General features: G+C 73.7%; 18 protein-coding genes. 6 read left to right on the forward strand and 12 right to left on the reverse strand.

Annotation, left to right across the window (positions count from 1 at the left end):
* Positions 1–185: 185 nt before the first annotated feature.
* The 4 genes from M8316_RS06300 to M8316_RS06315 form a co-directional block, all read right to left on the reverse strand.
* A complete protein-coding gene (locus M8316_RS06300) occupies positions 186–1,079 on the reverse strand; it encodes an amino acid ABC transporter permease (protein WP_250053005.1) in 894 nt (297 codons plus the stop codon).
* Positions 1,076–1,726 carry an amino acid ABC transporter permease gene (locus M8316_RS06305; protein ID WP_250053007.1) on the reverse strand — a complete coding sequence of 217 codons (651 nt, stop codon included), beginning with the start codon at positions 1,724–1,726 and terminating at the stop codon, positions 1,076–1,078. The genes M8316_RS06300 and M8316_RS06305 overlap by 4 nt, the downstream gene beginning before the upstream one ends.
* Before the next feature lie 217 nt (positions 1,727–1,943).
* Entirely contained in the window at positions 1,944–2,822 is an 879-nt protein-coding gene (locus tag M8316_RS06310; RefSeq protein ID WP_250053009.1) for a glutamate ABC transporter substrate-binding protein, read from the reverse strand.
* 89 nt (positions 2,823–2,911) lie between these two features.
* Entirely contained in the window at positions 2,912–3,691 is a 780-nt protein-coding gene (locus M8316_RS06315) for an amino acid ABC transporter ATP-binding protein (RefSeq protein WP_250053011.1), read from the reverse strand.
* A gap of 235 nt (positions 3,692–3,926) precedes the next feature.
* On the opposite strand from M8316_RS06315, the gene M8316_RS06320 reads away from it, so the two are divergent.
* The 3 genes from M8316_RS06320 to M8316_RS06330 all read left to right on the forward strand — a co-directional run bounded on the left by M8316_RS06320 (position 3,927) and on the right by M8316_RS06330 (position 6,744).
* Positions 3,927–4,313 carry a hypothetical protein gene (locus M8316_RS06320; protein WP_250053013.1) on the forward strand — a complete coding sequence of 129 codons (387 nt, stop codon included), beginning with the start codon at positions 3,927–3,929 and terminating at the stop codon, positions 4,311–4,313.
* A 49-nt stretch (positions 4,314–4,362) separates the two neighbouring features.
* The gene (gene miaB / locus M8316_RS06325; protein WP_250053015.1) at positions 4,363–5,862 is read left to right on the forward strand and encodes a tRNA (N6-isopentenyl adenosine(37)-C2)-methylthiotransferase MiaB; all 1,500 of its coding nucleotides are present in this window, start codon (positions 4,363–4,365) and stop codon (positions 5,860–5,862) included.
* A 156-nt stretch (positions 5,863–6,018) separates the two neighbouring features.
* A complete protein-coding gene (locus M8316_RS06330) occupies positions 6,019–6,744 on the forward strand; it encodes a Type 1 glutamine amidotransferase-like domain-containing protein (protein WP_250053017.1) in 726 nt (241 codons plus the stop codon).
* A 914-nt stretch (positions 6,745–7,658) separates the two neighbouring features.
* Here M8316_RS06330 and M8316_RS06335 read toward each other — a convergent pair.
* From M8316_RS06335 to M8316_RS06350, 4 genes are read right to left on the reverse strand one after another with little or no spacing between them, the layout of a single operon-like run.
* Positions 7,659–7,931: a hypothetical protein gene (locus tag M8316_RS06335; RefSeq protein WP_250053018.1), complete on the reverse strand. Its 273-nt coding sequence runs from the start codon at positions 7,929–7,931 to the stop codon at positions 7,659–7,661.
* 5 nt (positions 7,932–7,936) lie between these two features.
* A complete protein-coding gene (locus tag M8316_RS06340; protein ID WP_250053020.1) occupies positions 7,937–8,434 on the reverse strand; it encodes an NUDIX domain-containing protein in 498 nt (165 codons plus the stop codon).
* Positions 8,431–8,610, reverse strand: a complete 180-nt coding sequence (locus M8316_RS06345; protein ID WP_250053023.1) for a hypothetical protein — start codon at positions 8,608–8,610, stop codon at positions 8,431–8,433. Before M8316_RS06345 ends, M8316_RS06340 begins: the two co-directional genes overlap by 4 nt.
* Positions 8,607–8,900, reverse strand: coding sequence for an antitoxin (locus M8316_RS06350; RefSeq protein WP_250053025.1), 294 nt, complete (start codon positions 8,898–8,900; stop codon positions 8,607–8,609). Before M8316_RS06350 ends, M8316_RS06345 begins: the two co-directional genes overlap by 4 nt.
* A 47-nt stretch (positions 8,901–8,947) precedes the next feature.
* Between M8316_RS06350 and miaA the strand changes: the two genes are divergently transcribed.
* On the forward strand, positions 8,948–9,913 hold the full coding sequence (gene miaA / locus M8316_RS06355) for a tRNA (adenosine(37)-N6)-dimethylallyltransferase MiaA (protein WP_250053027.1): 966 nt from the start codon (positions 8,948–8,950) through the stop codon (positions 9,911–9,913).
* 104 nt (positions 9,914–10,017) lie between these two features.
* On the opposite strand, the gene M8316_RS20470 is transcribed toward miaA, so the two are convergent.
* On the reverse strand, positions 10,018–12,735 hold the full coding sequence (locus M8316_RS20470; RefSeq protein ID WP_272494832.1) for a hypothetical protein: 2,718 nt from the start codon (positions 12,733–12,735) through the stop codon (positions 10,018–10,020).
* A 266-nt stretch (positions 12,736–13,001) separates the two neighbouring features.
* On the opposite strand from M8316_RS20470, the gene dapF reads away from it, so the two are divergent.
* On the forward strand, positions 13,002–13,853 hold the full coding sequence (dapF, locus tag M8316_RS06370; protein WP_250053028.1) for a diaminopimelate epimerase: 852 nt from the start codon (positions 13,002–13,004) through the stop codon (positions 13,851–13,853).
* 27 nt (positions 13,854–13,880) lie between these two features.
* Here dapF and M8316_RS06375 read toward each other — a convergent pair whose 3' ends face one another.
* The 3 genes from M8316_RS06375 to mprF form a co-directional block, all read right to left on the reverse strand.
* Positions 13,881–14,249, reverse strand: coding sequence for a DUF202 domain-containing protein (locus M8316_RS06375; protein ID WP_250053029.1), 369 nt, complete (start codon positions 14,247–14,249; stop codon positions 13,881–13,883).
* A gap of 8 nt (positions 14,250–14,257) precedes the next feature.
* Positions 14,258–14,617, reverse strand: a complete 360-nt coding sequence (locus M8316_RS06380) for a YidH family protein (protein WP_250053030.1) — start codon at positions 14,615–14,617, stop codon at positions 14,258–14,260.
* Between the two features lie 91 nt (positions 14,618–14,708).
* Entirely contained in the window at positions 14,709–17,258 is a 2,550-nt protein-coding gene (mprF, locus tag M8316_RS06385) for a bifunctional lysylphosphatidylglycerol flippase/synthetase MprF (protein ID WP_250053031.1), read from the reverse strand.
* A gap of 268 nt (positions 17,259–17,526) precedes the next feature.
* Here mprF and hflX point away from each other — a divergent pair, with 268 nt between their 5' ends.
* Positions 17,527–19,104: a GTPase HflX gene (gene hflX / locus M8316_RS06390; RefSeq protein ID WP_250053032.1), complete on the forward strand. Its 1,578-nt coding sequence runs from the start codon at positions 17,527–17,529 to the stop codon at positions 19,102–19,104.
* Positions 19,105–19,184: the final 80 nt, after the last annotated feature.

Consider the following 19,184-nt stretch of genomic DNA (forward strand, 5'->3'; position numbering starts at 1 on the left):
GGGGGGGCGGGGCCGGGGGGGGGGGGGGCCCCCCCCCCCCCCCCGACGGCACCGTCGTCATCGAGGGCGTCATCCATCTCTGGGTGACGCCGCGCAAGAAGGACTGACCGCGCACGCAGCAGCGCCCGCCACCTCGACCGAGGTGGCGGGCGCTGCTTGCGTCGGGGCGCGTCGGGGCCGGGTGCTCAGGCGCCCGCTGTGGCGGGCTCGGGCTCCGGCTCGTCGGCGGACGACGACGCCCGGCTGAGCCGTCGCTCGAGCCAGATCGCGATCCGCGACAGCGTGTAGTTGATGACGACGTAGATCGCGCCCACGATGAACAGCGACTGGATCGGGTTGTCCAGGAACTGCGCGATCTGGTTGCCGCGGTCGAGCAGCTCCCGGTAGCCCAGACCGATGACGGCGACCAGGGACGTGTCCTTCAGGATCACGACCAGCTGGCTGACCAGGGCGGGCAGCATCGTGCGGAACGCCTGCGGCAGCTGGATGCTCCGCATCGTCTGCCACGGCGTCATGCCGATGGCCAGGCCCGCCTCGCGCTGGCCGCGGGGGAGGGAGGCGACGCCGGCACGGAGGATCTCGGCGATGATCACGGAGTTGTAGAGCGTGAGGCCGATGACCAGGTACCACAGCGCGTCGTCCCCGGGCAGCCAGTCGATCGGGACCTCGGTCTCGACGATCGCCCGCCAGACGTAGACGATCGTGATGACCACCGGCAGGCCACGGAACAGCTCGATGAACGCGACGACGGGGATCCGCAGGATCGGCGTGAACATCATGCGCGCCACGCCGACCGCGATGCCGACGACGAGCGACAGCGCGATCGCCAGGGCCGCCGCGATCACCGTGGCGAGCAGGCCCTCGCCGACGAGCCGCCAGACCTGGGCGAAGTTCTCGTCCGTGGGGTTGATCCACGGGCTCCACAGCTCGGCGTCGAACTGCCCGCGCTCGGCGAGGCGCATGCCCGCGAGCGCGACGAGGGCGAGGATCGCGAGGCCACCGACGACGGTGAGCACCTGGGCCCGGCGACGTGCCTTGGGGCCGGGGACGTCGAAGAGGACGCTGGAGGAGTCCGTCATCGGACGATCGCCACCTTCCGCTCGAGGAGGGTCAGCAGTGCCGCGGCCGTCAGGGTGATGATCAGGTAGCCGATGGCTACGCCGGTCAGCACCGGGACGTAGTCGTAGCCGCGAGCGCTGGTGAGGGTCTTGCCCACGCTGTAGAGGTCACCGCCGATGCCGAAGGCGCCGGCCACGGCCGAGTTCTTGAACATCGCGATCTGGACGCTGCCCAGCGGCGGGATCGCGCTGCGGAACGCCTGCGGCAGGATCACCTGGCGCATCGACTGTGTGAACGTGAGGCCCAGGGCGCGGGCCGCCTCGGCCTGACCGGCCGGGACCGCGTTCACGCCCGAGCGGAGCGCCTCGCACACGAACGCGCCGGTGTAGAGGATCAGGCCGAGCGCCGCGAAGAAGAAGTAGCTCTGGTTGATGCCGAGCTCGGGCAGGCCGAACGCCATGAAGAACAGCACGATGGTGAGCGGCGTGTTGCGGAAGACGTTGACGTAGGCCACCGCCAGCGCCCGCAGCGACGGCACGGGCGAGACCCGGAAGGCCGCCATCACGGTCCCCACCAGCAGGGAGCCCACCAGGCACCACAGGATGAACTCCAGCGACTGGAGGAATCCCGACCAGTACAGGTCGAGGTTGTCGATCACCGGTCCCACGGCGCGGCTCCTTCACTCGGTCCGGGACGGGGGACGGGGGGGGGGGGGGGGGGCCCCCCCCCCCCGCGGGGGGGGCCCCCCCCCCGGGGCCCGGGGGGGGGGGGGGGGGCGCGGCCCCCCCCCCGGGGGGGGGGCGGGGGGCGGGGGGGGGGGGGGGCCCCCGCCCCCGTCCTGCTGCGCGGCCCCTCGCCGGGCCGCGCGTGGTGCCTGTCGAGGCTCAGACGCACTCGTCGGGCTCGGGGAGGGTGGGGGCCTCGGTGCCCTCGACCTCGCCGGCCGTCGAGGCCCAGGCCTCGTTGTAGGCGTCCTCGTTCTCCTGCAGCGTGGTGTTGATGAACTCGCAGAACTCGGTGTCGCCCTTGGCGATGCCGATGCCGTAGGGCTCCTCGGTGAACTGCTCGCCGACGAGCTTGAACTCGCCGTCGGCCTCGGAGGAGAGGCCCAGCAGGATGACGTTGTCGGTGGTGACGACGTCGACCTGGCCGGTGCTCAGGGCGTCCGCGCACTTCTCGTAGACGTCGAACAGCACGAGCTGGTCGTCGCTGGCCAGGTACTCCTTGATCTGGTCGGCCGGGGTCGAGCCGGTGACCGAGCAGACCTTGGCGTCCGGGTTGCTCGCGAGGTCGTCGGGGCCGGTGATGGTGTCGTTGTCCGAGGCGACCATGAGCTGCTGGCCGGCGGTGTAGTACGGGCCGGCGAACGTGATGCGCTGCTTGCGCTCGTCGTTGATCGTGTACGTGGCCACGACCATGTCGACGTCGCCGTCCTCGATGACCTGCTCGCGGATGTCGGAGGGGGTCTCCGTCCACTCGATGTCCTCGGGGGCGATGCCCATGGCGCCGGCGATGATCTTGGCGACCTCGACGTCGAAGCCCTCGGGGACGTCCTCGAGGTTGGCCAGGCCGAAGCCGGGCTGGTCGAACTTCGTGCCCACGGTCATGGTGCCGGCGTCGGCGATCTCGGCCATGGTGGAGCCGGCGGGGAAGTCGGTGTCGCTCGCGACCTCGACGTCGGAACCGGAGTCGGAGCCGCACGCGGTGAGGGCGAGGGCGAGGCCTGCCGCAGCGGCGCCGGCCTTGAGTCGGTTGAGTCGCACGGGGGTCTCCTTCGATGGATGTGCGGTGCTTCCCCGCCGGTGGTCGGCGGGGAGAGGTGTGAGGGGCCGAGGGATCGGCCGGGTGCGCCTCAGTGCTTGAGGATCTTCCCGAGGAAGTCCTGCGCACGAGCGCTCTGCGGGTTGGTGAAGAACTCCTCGGGGGTGTTCTCCTCGACGATGGCGCCGTCGGCCATGAACACGACGCGATCGGCGGCGGTGCGTGCGAAGCCCATCTCGTGGGTCACCACGACCATGGTCATGCCCTGCTGCGCGAGGTCGACCATGACGTCGAGGACCTCCTTGATCATCTCGGGGTCCAGCGCCGAGGTGGGCTCGTCGAAGAGCATCACCTTCGGCTGCATCGCCAGCGCGCGGGCGATGGCGACGCGCTGCTGCTGGCCGCCGGAGAGCTGGGCGGGGTACTTGTCGGCCTGGTGCCCGACGCCCACGCGGTCCAGGAGCTCCTTGGCCAGCTTGTCGGCCTCGGACTTCTTCATCCCGCGGACCTTGATCGGGCCCAGCGTGACGTTCTCGAGGATCGTCTTGTGCGCGAACAGGTTGAAGGACTGGAAGACCATGCCGACCTCGGCGCGCAGGCGGGCGAGCGCCTTGCCCTCGGCGGGCAGCGGCTCGCCGTCGAGGGTGATGGAGCCGTCGTCGATCGTCTCGAGGCGGTTGATCGTCCGGCAGAGCGTGGACTTGCCCGAGCCGGAGGGGCCGATGACCACGACGACCTCGCCACGGTTGACCGTGAGCTCGATGTCCTGGAGCACGTGGAGGGAGCCGAAGTGCTTGTCCACGTGGTCGAGCACCACGAGGGGCTCGCCGGGGCGGGCGGCGGTCTCGGCCGCAGTCGCTTCTGCCGTCATGCGTCGGCACCCTAACCAAGTTCTCAGGTTCGGAGCCATCCCCCCCTGGCCCTGACGGGTCACGAAACAGGCCCAGTGGTGCCACGCGAGGGTCACGGCGCTGGCCGGACCGGGTCAGTCGGCGATGCCTGACAGGTGTCGGAACGAGTGGGCCAGGACGAGGCGGGGTCGGTGGTTCTCCACAGGCTGCGGCGGCGTCGGGTTCGCCGTCCCGGCCGCGGGCAGCCTCTCGGGCATGACCACCTCGCACCGCACCGACCTCCCGTCCACCCACACCCGCCCGGGGTCCGAGCGCGCCGGTCGCGCGGCCTCGGCCGGGGCGCGCCTGCGCTCCGTCCTGCTGTCCGGCTGGACCCGAGTCGCGGTCATGAGCCTGCTCGCCGGATCGTTCATGCTCTGGTTCACCGGCCTCCACCTCGTCCTGGCCCCGCTCACGGTGCTGCCGGCAGTGCTCACGTTCGGCGGCTGCTTCGTGGTGATCGAGCACGGGTGGTCGCACGCTCGGCCCATCTCGTCCTGGGTCCGGGACAGCGCCGACGGATTCGTGTTCGCGCACCCTCTCCTCGTCGAGGTGCCGACGGTGGCGATCATGCACGGGACTGCCGCGTGGGTCGTGCTCTGAGCGCTCACGATTCCCGCTCGTCACGGGAGGCTCCTACCCTGGTGAGGCCATGACCGAGACCGCCGCCCCGCTCGCGCAGCCCCGCACCTACGAGGTCAAGACCTACGGGTGCCAGATGAACGTCCACGACTCCGAGCGCCTCACAGGCCTCCTGGAGGACGCGGGCTACACGGCTGCGCCGTCGGGCGAGCAGGCGGACGTCGTCGTGTTCAACACCTGCGCCGTGCGGGAGAACGCCGACAACAAGCTCTACGGCAACCTCGGCCACCTCGCGCCGGTGAAGGCGGCCAAGCCGGGCATGCAGATCGCCGTCGGCGGCTGCCTCGCGCAGAAGGACCGCGACACCATCACGGCCAAGGCGCCGTACGTGGACGTCGTCTTCGGCACCCACAACATCGGCTCTCTGCCCGCTCTGCTGGAGCGCGCCCGGGCCAACGAGGAGGCCCAGGTCGAGATCCTGGAGAGCCTCGAGGTCTTCCCGTCGACGCTGCCCACCAAGCGCGACTCGGCCTACGCGGCCTGGGTCTCGATCAGCGTCGGCTGCAACAACACCTGCACGTTCTGCATCGTCCCGAGCCTGCGCGGCAAGGAGAAGGACCGCCGCCCCGGCGAGATCCTCGCCGAGATCGAGGCGCTGGTCGCCGAGGGCGTCACCGAGGTGACCCTGCTCGGCCAGAACGTGAACGCCTACGGCGTCGAGTTCGGCGACCGCCAGGCCTTCTCCAAGCTGCTGCGCGCCTGCGGCGACATCGAGGGCCTCGAGCGGGTGCGCTTCACCAGCCCGCACCCGGCCGAGTTCACCGACGACGTCATCGACGCGATGGCCGAGACCCCGAACGTGATGCCCAGCCTGCACATGCCGCTGCAGTCCGGCTCCGACCGCGTCCTCAAGGCGATGCGCCGCTCGTACCGCTCGTCGAAGTTCCTGGGCATCATCGAGCGCGTCCGCGAGCAGATCCCGCACGCCGCGATCACCACCGACATCATCGTCGGCTTCCCCGGCGAGACCGAGGAGGACTTCGCCGAGACGCTGCGCGTGGTCGCGGAGTCGAAGTTCTCCAGCGCCTTCACCTTCCAGTACTCCATCCGCCCCGGCACGCCGGCGGCCACGATGGACGACCAGGTGCCGGCGTCCGTCGTGAAGGACCGCTACCAGCGCCTCGTCGCGCTCCAGGAGGAGATCTCCTGGGAGCAGAACAAGCTCCAGGTCGGCCGCACCTTCGAGGTGATGGTCGCCGAGGGGGAGGGGCGCAAGGACGCCGAGACCCGCCGGCTCTCCGGCCGCGCTCCCGACAACCGGCTCGTGCACTTCGCCGTGCCAGACGCCTCGCTCGGCGAGCCGCGCCCGGGCGACATGGTCACCGTCGAGGTCACCTACGCCGCCCCGCACCACCTCGTCGCCGACACCGTGCACGCGGTGCGCCGCACCCGCTCGGGCGACGCCTGGGAGCGCCGCCACGCCGCCCCGCCGGCACCGGCGGGTGTCGGCCTGGGCATGCCCACCGTCGGCGTCCCGGCCCCGCTGCCGGACGCCCCGGCCTGCCGCTGACGCACCGACGCTCGCCCCGGTGCAGCGCGCGGCCGGGCCGAGGTGGCAGCATCGGGGCACCCCCCGGCCCCTCGCGGGCGCGCCCCGCGCATCGTCGCGCGCGGACGCTCCGCTACGGTCAGGGATCCTTGACGAACCTCTCTCGGAAGGTCCGCCGTGCCCGCTGACGCCCCCACCATCCTCGCGACCTCTGGCGGTGCCGTCATGGGCACCCGCACGAGGTTCGAGCCCGGCCCGCTCACCGAGCTGGCCGTCGACCTGGCCGGGGTCACCGGCCGTGCTCCCAAGGTCTGCTTCCTCGGCACCGCCTGCGGCGACTCGCCGGGCCTGATCCGCGACTTCTACGACGCGGTGCAGACCCGCGGCTGGACCGGCTCGCACCTGCAGCTGTTCACGATGCCCAACGTCGAGGACGTGACCGCCCACCTCCTCGACGCCGACGTGGTGTGGGTCTGGGGCGGCTCCGTGGCCGGCCTGCTCGCCATGTGGCGCCTGCACGGCGTGGACGAGGCGATGCGCTCCGCCTGGGAGGCCGGCGTCGTGCTCACCGGTGTCTCGGCCGGCTCCATCTGCTGGCACACCGGCGGCACCACCGACTCCTTCGGCCCCGAGCTGCGCCCGGTCACCAACGGCCTCGGCCTGGTGCCCTTCAGCAACGGCGTCCACTACGACAGCGAGCCGCAGCGGCGCCCGCTGTTCCAGTCGCTGGTGGCCGACGGCACCCTGCCCGCCGGGTACGCCACCGACGACGGCGCCGGGGTGCTCTACCGCGGCACCGAGATGGTGGGCGCGTACGCCGAGACCGACGCCGCCGGCGCCTACTTCGTCGAGGCCGGTGCGGACGGCGTCGTCGAGACCCCGCTGGACGTCACCCGGCTCTGAGCTTGTCGGATTTCTCGTCGGCGGACCGGAAGAACGGTCGGCCCCTGGTGGTGACGACGCGCTGACCGGCGGGTTCGCACAGCCACCGGCCTGCGGTCGTGCGTCGTTCCGGTCCCGCGACGTCCCTGTGGAGAGCCGCGTGCACGTGCGGCCCGGCCGCGCCCGCGCCGAGGCCGCTCGGGACAGCGGCGCGGTCGTCCGCGTCGCCCGCGGCCGCTACGCGCTGCCCGGGGCCGACCGCGCGAGGACGGAGGCGGCCCGCCTCTCCGGGACTGCCTCGCACCTCAGCGCGGCCCTGCTGCACGGACTGGCCGTCCAGTGGGCGCCCGATCGTCCGATCGTCCGATCGTCCGGTCGTCACCGTCCCGCGGCACCGCCGCCTCGCCGCCGGGCAGGCGGACGGGGCCGACGTCCGGTGGTCGCCCGTGACCCGGGCCGAGCAGCAGGCCGGGGTGACCTCGATCGACCGGACCGTGGTCGACTGCCTGCGGTCGCTGCCCTTCGCCGAGTCGCTCTGCGTGGCCGACTCGGCCCTGCGCGACGGCCTGGCGCGCCGGGACCTCCTCGACCTGGTCGCCGGCCTGAGGGGTCCGGGGAGTGCCCGGGCTCGCACGATGGCCGGGCCGACCTCGCCAGGGACGCCGCCCGCTACCACGCCCTGGTCGTCCACGGCTGGACGGTGCTGAGGTTCAGCTGGGAAGAGGTGATGCTCCACCCGCGCCGGGTCGAGCAGACCCTGCGGGACGCGGTGCGGCTCAGGGCCGCCGCATGACGGCGACGGACCGGAACGACGCCGAGCCGTCGTCCGCGGCACGCCGCTGACCTGCGGGTTCGCTGCACGGACCAGCGCGTTCGCGCGGTTGTTCCGGTCGGCCCACGTCTGCGTCCAGGCCGGACGGACGAGGCCCGTGGGCTCAGGCGGGGGACTCCGGCGCCGCCGGGGCCTTCTCGCCGCGGGTGGCCTGGGTGGAGGTGTCCTCCCCGGAGCGGTTCGCCTCGGGCGTGGCGGCGGTGGCCGGGTTGGCCTCGGCAGCGACGTCCGGCACCACCGGGCTGCGCTGCGCCTCGAGCACCGCGTCGGGCCCGCCCGGCACGAGCTGGGGCCTGGTGGCCTCGGGCTGGGGCATCGGCCCCAGGTCGCTGCCGGTGGAGGCGGTGGAGTCGCTGGTCGTGCTGGTCTCGGACATGCTGGTCACCCCGTGACGAAGCCGTGCGTGCTGTACGGCTCCAGCGTGCGCGTGCGCAGCGCCTCGAGCACCACCCTCTCGTGGGGGACGACCGGCCCCGGGAGGGTGTCGAGCCCGTCGAGAGGGCACCACCGCAGGTCGGCGGCCTTGCCCTCCTGGAGGGTGGGTTCTCCCGACCACGAGCGCGCGGCGAAGAAGAAGTCGACCCGCTCGTCGATCGGCTCCCCGCCCCGGGTGCGCTGCATGGTGGTGAGGAACTCCAGGACGAGGTCGGACACGCCGATCTCCTCGGCCGCCTCGCGGTGGGCGGCCTCCACGGCGGTCTCGCCGCGCTCGACGTGCCCGGCCGCGCCGGCGGCCCAGTGGCCGTCCATGAAGCCGGTGTTGGTGCGCAGCTGGAGCAGCACCTCGAGGCCGGCCACCCCGTCGCGGAGCAGGAAGACGTAGGAGGCGGGGACGACGACGAAGCGGCCGCCCACCTCCGGGACGTGCGTGTCGGTCACTGGCTGGGCTCGCCGGCGTCCGACTCCTCGGCGTTCGACTCCTGCTCGGCGGCCGCGGCGGACGCCCCGTCCTTGCCGTCGGGCAGGTCCTCGCCGTGCTCGCCGGGCGGCCGGATGCCGTCCATCGAGTCCTCCAGCGGCGCGGCGTCGCGCTCCTCGGGGATGGGTGCGGTCATCGGGTGCCTCCCGTGCTGTCGTCGGTGGTACCGGGCCCGCCATCAGCGCTGCCGGGCTTGCGGCCCAGGTAGGACACGCCCTTCTTGGCGCCGGCGACGCCCTGCGTGATGCGTGCGTGGTGCTTGCCCTTGGTGCGCTGGTCGACGGCCGCGGCGGCCTTGTCCAGGCCCTGGCCGATCTTCGTCTCGTTCTTCGCGACCGTGTCGGCCACCCTGCCCCGCAGCCCCGTGAGCCGCTGGCGGTTGGCAGGGGTGTCCAGCTGGCGGCGGGCCTTGTCCAGGAAGCCCATCGGCTCCTCCTTCAGGTCTGCTCCTCGGGTCTTGCCACACTAGCCACATGACGAGTGCTCCTGACTCGCCCGCCCGGGTGCCGGTCGGCCTGCCCGTGGTCGCGGTGGTCGGGGCCACCGCGTCCGGCAAGACGGCGCTCTCCCTCGACCTGGCCGAGGCGTTCACCGCCGCCGGCACGCCCGGCGAGGTGCTCAACACCGACGCCATGCAGCTCTACCGCGGCATGGACGTCGGCACCGCCAAGCTCCCGCCCGCCGAGCGCCGCGGCGTCGTCCACCACCTGCTCGACGTCCTCGACGTCACCGAGCCCGCCAGCGTCGCCGAGTTCCAGGCCTGGGCCCGCGGGCTGGTCGCCGACCTCCGCGGACGAGGCCGGGTGCCCGTCCTGGTCGGCGGCTCGGCCCTCTACACCCGGGCGGTGCTGGACGAGTTCGAGTTCCCCGGCACCGACCCGGCGCTGCGCGAGCGGCTGGAGGCCGAGCTGGCACAGGTGGGCAGCGGCGCCCTGCACGCGCGGCTGGCCGCGGTCGACCCGGCCGCGGCGGCGAGCATCCTGCCCGAGAACGGTCGGCGCATCGTCCGGGCGCTGGAGGTCGTGGAGCTGACCGGGAGGTCGTTCACCGCGACGCTGCCCCGGCTGGAGTACGCCCTGCCCGGCGCGGTGCAGGTGGGCGTCGACATCGACCGGCCGACCCTGGACGCACGCATCGAGCAGCGCGTGGAGCAGATGTTCGCCGACGGGTTCGTGGACGAGGTGGAGCGGCTGCTCGGCGAGGGACTGGCCGAGGGCCGCACCGCCGGCCGCGCGATCGGGTACCGCGAGGTGGCCGACCACCTGGCCGGCGTCCTCAGCCTGGAGGAGGCCAAGGAGCGCACGGTGGTCGCGACCCGGCGGTTCGCCCGGCGCCAGGACTCCTGGTTCCGCAAGGACCCGCGGATCACGTGGGTCCGGTTCGACGACCCCGACCGGCTGACCCGTGCGCTCGCGGCGGTGCGGGCGGCCACGGCGTAGCAGCGCCCGCCGCCGTCCGCCCGCCCCGGGTGGGGACGGAGGACGACGACGGGCGCCGGGATGGAGCGGGTCGAGCCGGTCGAGCCGGGGTGGAGGCCGGGGGTTCAGCCCAGGCGGGCCGAGGCCCGCTGCGAGGGCGTGGTCCGGTCGGGGTTCCTCGGCCCCGAGTAGACGTTGTTCGGGTCCGAGCCGGCACGGATCTCGGCGCGGTCGGTGCGACCGCCCCGGTCGGTGTCCGCACGGGTCGGGTCGGTGGCCTTGCGGCCCCACGCGGTGTTGCGGGCACCGGTGACCTCGACGCGGTCGGAGAGGCCGTCGCCGTCGGTGTCGCGGACCAGCGGGTTGGTCTTGCGGGCGCCGATGCGGATGGTGCCGCTGCGCAGCACGACCCGGATGCCGAGCCGCGAGCCGCGGACCTCGCGGCGGTCGGTGAGCTTGTCGCCGTCGGTGTCGACCCGGCACGGGCTCGTGCGGACCTTCTTCACCGTCAGCTTCTTGTTCGGGCGGACCACCATCAGGTTCATCGTGATGCCGCGGACCTCGGCGCCGTCGGTGAGGCCGTCGCCGTCGGAGTCGGTCGCGAGCGGGTCGGTGGTGCACCGCGGGTAGCGGCTGATCGGCCCGGCCACCTCGCGGCCGTCCTTGATCCGGTCGTCGTCGGTGTCGGCGTCGAGCGGGTCGGTGCCGTAGGTGTTGACCTCCTCGCCGTCGGTCAGCCCGTCGGAGTCGGAGTCCGGGTCGTCGGGGTCGGTGCCCAGGGAGAGCTCCTCGCCGTCGGTGAGTCCGTCGCCGTCACGGTCGGGGTCGGTGGGGCCGGCCGCGACGTCGTCGGTGCCGTCCAGCGGGTCGGTGCCGCGGGAGACCTCGGCGCCGTCGAGGACGCCGCCGTCGTCGGTGTCGGCGTCGAGCGGGTCGGTGCCGTAGGTGTTGACCTCGGCGCCGTCGGTGAGGCCGTCGTCGTCGGAGTCGGCGTCCGCCGGGTCGGTGCCCAGGCCGGCCTCCGCCTCGTCGCTGAGGCCGTCGCCGTCCGCGTCGTCGACCTCGACGTCGTCGGTGCCGTCGAGCGGGTCGGTGCCCGCCGAGACCTCGGCGCCGTCGGACACGCCGCCGTCGTCGGTGTCGAAGTCCAGCGGGTCGGTGCCGACCATGTTGACCTCGGCGCCGTCGGTGAGCCCGTCACCGTCGGTGTCGGCGTCCGCCGGGTCGGTGCCGAGCGCGACCTCCTCGGTGTCGGTGAGCCCGTCGCCGTCCATGTCGTCGACGAGCACGTCGTCGGTGCCGTCGTTCGGGTCGGTGCCGTTGGCAACCTCGGCCCCGTCGGAGACGCCGCCGTCGTCGCTGTCGGCGTCGAGCGGGTCGGTGCCGACCATGTTGATCTCGGCGCCGTCGGTGAGCCCGTCGCCGTCGGTGTCGGGGTTGTCGGGGTCGGTCCCGAGGACGTCCTCGGCCGCGTCCGAGAGGCCGTCGCCGTCGGTGTCGGTGCCGCTGGGGCCGCCGCTGCCGTCGTCGCTGCCGTCGAGCGGGTCGGTGCCCACGGCGTTCTCGTCGCCGTCGTCCACGCCGCCGTCGTCGGTGTCCGCGTCGAGCGGGTCGGTGCCGGTGCTGTTGACCTCGTCGCCGTCGGTGAGGCCGTCGTCGTCGGAGTCGGCGTCGAGCGGGTCGGTGCCGTAGGTGTCGACCTCCTCGCCGTCGGTGAGGCCGTCGTCGTCGGTGTCGGGGTCGGCCGGGTCGGTGCCCAGCGTCCCCTCCACCGCGTCGGTGAGGCCGTCGCCGTCGGCGTCGGCCTCCGACGTGCAGGTCACGCCTCCGACCGGTGCGGTCGCGTCGGCCTCCAGGCGGCCGACGCCGAGGTGCACGTTCGCGACCTCCAGGATGAGCGTGTCGACCGTGAGGTCGATGGCGAGCACGTCGTCCACGGACCCGGAGGCGGCGGCCGCGCTGGAGGCGTCGACGCCGTCGTTGAGGGTGAGGGAGACGTCCGCGGAGAGCAGGCCCAGGTCCAGCGGGATGTCGGTGGTGCCGGCCTCGAGGGTGATCGGCTGCGACTGTCCGGCGACCGTCACGGTGACCACGGGCGCGGTGTACTCCACGGTGCCGGTGGTGCCGTCCGAGGTGGCCGTGAGCACGGCCGGGCTGCCCACGTGCACCTGCACCGCCCCGTCCAGCAGGGAGATGTCGCCGATCCGCGCGGTGGTGGTGGAGACGACGTCGTGCCGGTCGCCGAACGTCGGCACGAGGTCGGTGGTGGAGGTGACGCGCGAGGCGCCGACGTCGACCAGGGTGGCGAGCCCCTCGACGCCGACGAGGCTCAGCTCGGCCAGCCGGGTGTCGGCACCGCCGAGGGTGCGCACGCCGTCGACCTCCTTGACGCAGGTGCCGTCGGCGTTCCACGAGGCCTCGGTGTCGCCGGTGATCACGCCCAGGGTGAGCAGGGGCGCGAGGTCGAGCGGGAGCAGGGTCTCCGACGCCGGGTCGGTGCTCGGCGGGGCCGTGGCGACCTGGCCGTCGGTCGGCAGCGCCATCCCGAGCAGCGCCGTGTCCACGTTGGAGGAGGTCGCGGTGACGACCGGGTCGCCCGCGGTGTCGACCTCGGCGAGCGAGTGCCCCACGACCACGTCGGTGAGGCTCTGGCCCAGCAGCGAGGCGCTGAGGTCCACCACGTCGCTGTGCGCGCTCGCGGTCCAGTCGGGGTCGGCGGCCGCGGCGGGCAGGGCCGGCAGCACCGCGAACGCGGCGATCCCGGTGCCGACCGTCGCGGTCGCGGCCGTGAGCCGGCGCAGCCTGCTGCGCCGGGTGGGAGGCGTGGGGGGTCGGGGACTCATGGGCGGAGGCTCCTTCGCTGGGGGCCACCTCCGCGCGCGCTCGGCAGGCCGACGGGGAACGTCGGCGGACGGGGGCGGGGGGAGGGGAGCGGGATCGAGAGAGGGGGGAGGGGGAGCAGTAGCGGAGCGGCCCGGGATCCGGCGGGTCGCCCTTGTCCGAAACTTTACGTTCGGCGGGCGGGCCGCGTCAGGAGTGAACGGGTGCACTCGGATGGCCCGTTCGGACTAGGTCCGTCTGGTCCCCGCGTGGCCGGTACCGTGGAGCGGTGACCTACCCGTTCCTCAAGGGCCACGGCACCGAGAACGACTTCGTCCTCCTGCCGGACCCCGACCTGCACCTGCACGGCGAGCTGCCCGCGTCCCGCGTGGCGGCCCTGTGCGACCGCCGTGCCGGCCTCGGCGGCGATGGCGTGCTGCGGGTCGTGCGGGCCCGGTACGTGGACGAGCCCGGCACCGGCGCCGAGCAGGCCGAGTGGTTCATGGACTACCGCAACGCCGACGGGTCGGTCGCCGAGATGTGCGGCAACGGCATCCGCGTCTTCGCCCGCCACCTCGTCACCGAGGGCCTGGCCGACGCCTCCGCCCCGCTGCCGGTGGCCACCCGCGACGGCCTCAAGACGATCACCTTCGCCGACGGCGCGGCCGACGGCGAGATCAGCGTCGACATGGGCGTCCCGCGGCTGATGGGCGACACCACCGTCGCGGTCGGCGAGGCCTCGTGGGGCGCCGTCGGCGTCGACATGGGCAACCCGCACGCGGTGGCGTTCGTCGAGAGCGTGGACGCCGGCGGCCCGGTCGGTCCGCTGCTGGCCGAGCCCACCTTCGACCGGTCGTTCTACCCCGCGGGCGTCAACGTCGAGTTCGTCGAGGACGTCGCCCCGGGCCACGTGCGGATGCGGGTGCACGAGCGTGGCTCGGGCGAGACCCGCTCCTGCGGCACCGGCGCCTGCGCGGTGGCGGTGGCCAGCGCGCTGCGCGACGGCCGCGCCGAGGGGGAGGCCGTCACCCGCGTCGTGGACCTGCCCGGCGGCACGCTCACCGTCGACTGGACGGCCGAGGGGCGCATCGTGATGACCGGCCCCGCCGTGCTCGTCGCCCGGGGCGAGACCGACCTCTGAGGCCGGCCCGGGCTACCGCAGGGTTTCTCAGCCCGCCGCGGCCCGGAGCACCGCGACCAGCTCGACGGCACCCAGCACCACCACGGCGCCCGCGACCAGCGCCGGGCCCACGGCCGGTGCGGCGGGCACGCCCGCCTGCCGTCGTCCGTGCCGACGGCGGGACTCGCGGACGAACCACCCCATCAGGCTCAGCGCCACCACGACGTCGACGAGCGCCAGCGGACCCACCTCGAGCCAGGCGAACCGCGCTGCGGCCAGGGCCGCGACGGCGACCGACAGACCGGTGCGCTGCCAGGCCAGCGCCGTGCGCTCGTGCTGGGCGGCCCGCTCGGGCGCGGTGCCGACGGTGGGGTCGCGCCAGGGCCCCGTCGTCCCCGAGCCGGTTCCATCAGTCATGCCCGGGGTCATGCCACCGCGACGAGCACGACGACGACCACGGCCGCGACCAGCACCACGCCTCCGGTGAGGCCGAGGCCGGCGCGGTTGTCGGGCAGGGGCGCGTTGCTGCGCATGGCCCGCTCGCCGCGCGCCCAGCGCAACCAGGCGACCACGCCGCCGGCCATGCCGAGCACGGCCAGGACGCCGGCCAGCGCCTGCGTCGCCCAGCCGGGCAGGCCGAGGTCGAGGGCGCGGACCGCCACGGCACCGGCGATCAGCGCCAGCGCGGTGCGGATCCAGGCCAGGAACGTGCGCTCGTTGGCGAGGGTGAACCGGTAGTCCGGGTCCTCGCCCTCGCCGTAGACCCACCGCGGCCAGCGCTGCATGCGGCCACCCTAGTGGTGGCCTCGGGGCCGCTGGTCGAGGAAGGACGAAGTCCGGGCGCGAGACCGGGGCCCGGACGAACGGCCGTCGGCCTCAGCGGGAGACGAGCCCCCGCACGCCGCCGCCGACGAGCGTGGCGACGTTGACCATGGCGGTCGGGAACGCGAGGCCCTTGGGGGTCACCACGTAGCGCGACTCCCAGGTGGGGTGGAAGCAGTCCTTGAAGTGCCGCACGCCCTGGAAGTTGTAGTACTTCTCGCCGCGGGCGAAGACGAGGGCGCCGATCCGGTCCCACGTGGTGGCGTCCTCGCCGGTGGCCAGGCCGGAGAGCGGGGCCATGCCGAGGCTGAAGGAGCGCATGCCCTGCTCCTGGCCCCACTGCATGATGCGGACGAAGAGGAAGTTCATGACGTTCGCCGGGCCGCCGGAGCGCTGGCGCATGAGGTCGACGGCCACGGAGCCGTCCTCCTGGCCCACCCAGAGGGTGGCGAAGGCGAGCAGCCGGCCCTCGAAGCGCACGGTGGCCACCGGGAAGCGGCGCACGTACTCGTCGTCGAACGGGCCGAGGGAGAACCGCTTCTCCTTCGCGTTGCGCTCGGCCAGCCACTCGTCGGAGACCTCGCGCATCTCGGCCATGAGGGCGTCGGTGACCTGCTCGGGGGCGAGGATCTCGACCTCGGAGCCGGCGGTGACGTTGATGTTCACCCAGCGGCGCATCTTGGCGTAGCGCTTGCCGGTCATCGCGAAGGTGGTGAGGTCGACGACGGCCTCCTCGCCGAGCTTGGTCAGGCTCAGGCCCAGCTCGCGGTAGAGGTCGGCGTGCTCCTCGCCGACGCTGTAGAGCACCGGGCGGCCGTCGTGCCGCTCGGCCAGCGCCACGAAGTCGCGCAGCAGCGCGGCGAAGGTGCCGGGGTCGCCGACGGGGGCGCCCATGGTGATCCAGGAGCGGCCCTCGACCTGGTACATCAGGAACGAGGCGCCGTCGGCGGAGAACAGCAGGCGCTTGTCGCCGGTGAAGGCGAGGTGGGACGTGGCGCGCCCCCGCGTCGAGACGATCTCCTCGGCCTTCGCCAGCTCCTCGGGGCAGCGGGTGGTGCGGGGGCCGGGCACGAGCGGGCGCAGGAGGCGCAGGCCGAGCACGAGCACGCCGACGACGCCCAGCAGGGCCGCGACGCGGACGCTGGCCGGGTGCTGGTCGCTCACGCTGAGCAGCACGGTGCCGTCGGTGCCCCACGCGGCGCTCTGGTGCCAGTAGAGGGCGGCGCCGACGATGCCGGTCGCCGCGAGGGTCCAGGACAGGCCGCGGGGGTGGTGGAAGGAGCCGGAGCGGCGGTGGAAGACCCCGCGCGCCGGGGCGAGGAGCGCCAGCACGCCGAGGCCGGCCAGGCCCGGCACCGTGGCGCCGAGCAGCAGCGAGAGCCCCACCTGGGCGAAGAGCAGGGCGCGGGTCACGACCCAGGCCTCGCGCAGGCGACGGTGCAGGCCGCGGGCCAGCAGCAGCAGCGTGATGCCCACGAGGCTGACCGCGAAGGCGGAGCCCTCGGGCAGGTGCGCGCGCAGGCCGGGCACCTCGCCGGTCGCGAGCATCACCACGCCCAGGCCGGCCACGATGAGGGCCAGCACGGACGGGGTCAGCACGCCGACCAGCTCGACGGTCTGGGAGCGGGAGGCGCCGGTCTCGGCGTCGCGTCCGCGGCGGGCCTCGAGGGCCACCAGCAGGACGGCGGCCACCAGCAGCGGCAGCAGGAAGTAGACGACCCGGAACGCCACGAGCGCCGGGGCCAGGGCGACCGGGTCCACGGCCGAGGAGAGCAGCACCAGCAGCACGGACTCGAACACCCCCACGCCGCCGGGCACGTTGCTGACCAGCCCGACCACCGTGGCGATCGCGAACGCGGCCACGAACGGCACGAACGCCACGTCCAGGCCCACGGGCAGCAGGAACCACAGCGCCGCGGCCATGAGCGCGACCTCCACGGTGGACAGCGCCACCTGGGTCACCGCGAGGCCGTAGCCCGGCCGGGCCAGCTCGTGGCCCTTGACGGTGAGGGGCCGGCGTCCGAGCCGCGACCACAGGAGGTAGCCGACCACCGGTGCGAGCACGGCGACCGCGAGGCCGGTGACCACCGGCTCGGGCAGGTGCAGCGCCGCCGACGCGCGCTCGGGGTGGGCGAGCACGCCGCCGCCGGAGAGCACCGCGAAGCCGAGGCCGAGGGTGAGCAGGTTGAAGCCGATGATCCGCTGGATCGCCGCGGTCGGGATCTGCCAGGCCGAGTAGACCCGGGCCCGCAGCGCGGCGCCGACGATGGCCGAGGCGCCGAGGCTGTTGCCGAACGCGGTGGCCACCAGGGACGCCGAGGCGTAGCGCCGCCACGGCAGCCGCTGCGGCACCAGGTCGGCGACGTAGCGCAGCGCGAGGGCGTCGTACCCGGTCATCGCCAGGTAGCTCAGCGCCGTCGCGGCCAGCGCGCCCGCGACCGGCACCGGGCCGATCGCGCCGAGGTCGGCCGGCAGCGCGTGCCAGTCGTACCCGCCCAGCGAGCGGTGGAGGAACAGCAGGGCGAGGGCGAGGACGCCGAGGACGCCGAGGGGCGCGAGCCACCGTCGGACGGGCCGGGACGTCAGGATCTGCAGCGTGTTCATGGCACCCGTGCCATCGGCACGGGTGCGCCCGGTCACAAGCGTTTGCCGTCGGCCTTGACCAGACCTTGCTCCTCTTCTCGGCCGCGCTGCTCTCTCGGCCGCGCAGCGTCATACCTCTGAGGGACTGTGCCTCCGCTCCGTATGACGTCCCGCCCGTCGGGAGCCCCAGCACCGGGTCGGGTGGGGTTGACGTCGGGATGAAACTGCTTCGCGCCCGCGTTGAACCGGACCTACCCTGGACGCAGGACACCGACCGCCACGGAGGCACATGAGCAACGCACGCGACTTCTCGCTCGACACCGAGCTGGCCGAGACCGCCGGCTGGGAGGACGCCCTCGACCCCACGGACGCGGACGCCGCGTCGACGCGGGCGAGCGCCGAGGACGACGACTTCGAGTCGGGCTACGCCGACGACGAGCCGCACGACCTCGTGGACGCCTCGGGCGAGGACCCCGAGGAGGTCGACCCGACCACCGGCGCGATGGAGCTCGCCGAGCGCCACCAGCTGCGCCGCGTCGCCTCGCTGCGCACCGAGCTCGAGGACATCACCGAGGTCGAGTACCGCCAGCTGCGGCTGGAGCGGGTCGTCCTCGTCGGCGTCTGGACCTCCGGGTCCGCCCAGGACGCGGAGAACTCCATGGCCGAGCTGGCCCTGCTCGCCGAGACCGCGGGCTCCGAGGTACTCGAGGCGCTCTACCAGCGCCGCACCTCGCCCGACCCGGCCACCTACATCGGCCGCGGCAAGACCGACGCCCTCAAGGAGATCGTGGCCGTCACCGGCGCCGACACCGTGATCTGCGACGGCGAGCTCGCCCCGAGCCAGCTGCGCAACCTGGAGGACCGGCTCAAGGTCAAGGTCGTCGACCGGACCGCGCTGATCCTCGACATCTTCGCCCAGCACGCGAAGTCCCGGGAGGGCCAGGCCCAGGTCGAGCTCGCGCAGCTGCAGTACATGAAGCAGCGCCTGCGCGGCTGGGGCGGCAACCTGTCGCGCCAGGCCGGTGGCCGGGTCGCCGGCGGCGCCGGCATCGGTGGCCGTGGCCCCGGTGAGACCAAGATCGAGACCGACCGTCGGCGCATCAACACCAAGATCGCCAAGCTGCACCGCGACCTGCGCCAGATGAAGGTCACCCGCGACGCCAAGCGCTCCGAGCGCCGCCGCCGCGAGGTGCCCAGCGTCGCGATCGCGGGCTACACCAACGCCGGCAAGTCGAGCCTGCTCAACCGGCTCACCTCCGCCGGCGTCCTGGTCGAGGACGCGCTGTTCGCCACCCTGGACCCGACCACCCGGCGCACCACCACCGCTGATGGCCGCGTCTACACGATGAGCGACACGGTCGGCTTCGTCCGGCACCTGCCGCACCAGCTGATCGAGGCGTTCCGCTCGACGCTGGAGGAGGTCGCGGACGCCGACCTCATCCTGCACGTGGTCGACGGCTCCCACCCCGACCCCGAGGGCCAGCTCTCCGCGGTCCGGGCGGTGCTGGCCGACGTCGACGCCTCCGACGTCCCCGAGCTCGTCGTGGTGAACAAGGCGGACGCGGCGGACCCGCTGGTCCTCGCCCGGCTCCAGGCCAACGAGCCGCACCTGGTGGTCGTCTCGGCCAAGACCGGCCAGGGCATCGCCGAGGCGCTCGCGGTGATCGAGTCCGAGCTGCCGCGTCCCGCGGTGCAGTTCAAGGTGCTGCTGCCCTACGAGCGGGGCGACCTGCTCAACAAGCTGCACCAGGGCGGCGAGATCGACTCCCTCGAGCACACCGCCGAGGGGTCCGTGGTCGTCGGCCGCGCCACCGAGCAGCTCGCCGGCGAGCTCGCGCCCTACGCCCTGGACGCGGCCCCCGCCTGAGCACCCCCACCCGCCGAGTCGGCAGCAGCTTTCTGCCGACTCGGCGAGAGGGGCCGGACGGCGGGGTCGCACTGGTCTGG

The sequence above is a fragment of the Nocardioides bruguierae genome (assembly GCF_023554635.1).
GTDB lineage: Bacteria > Actinomycetota > Actinomycetes > Propionibacteriales > Nocardioidaceae > Nocardioides > Nocardioides bruguierae.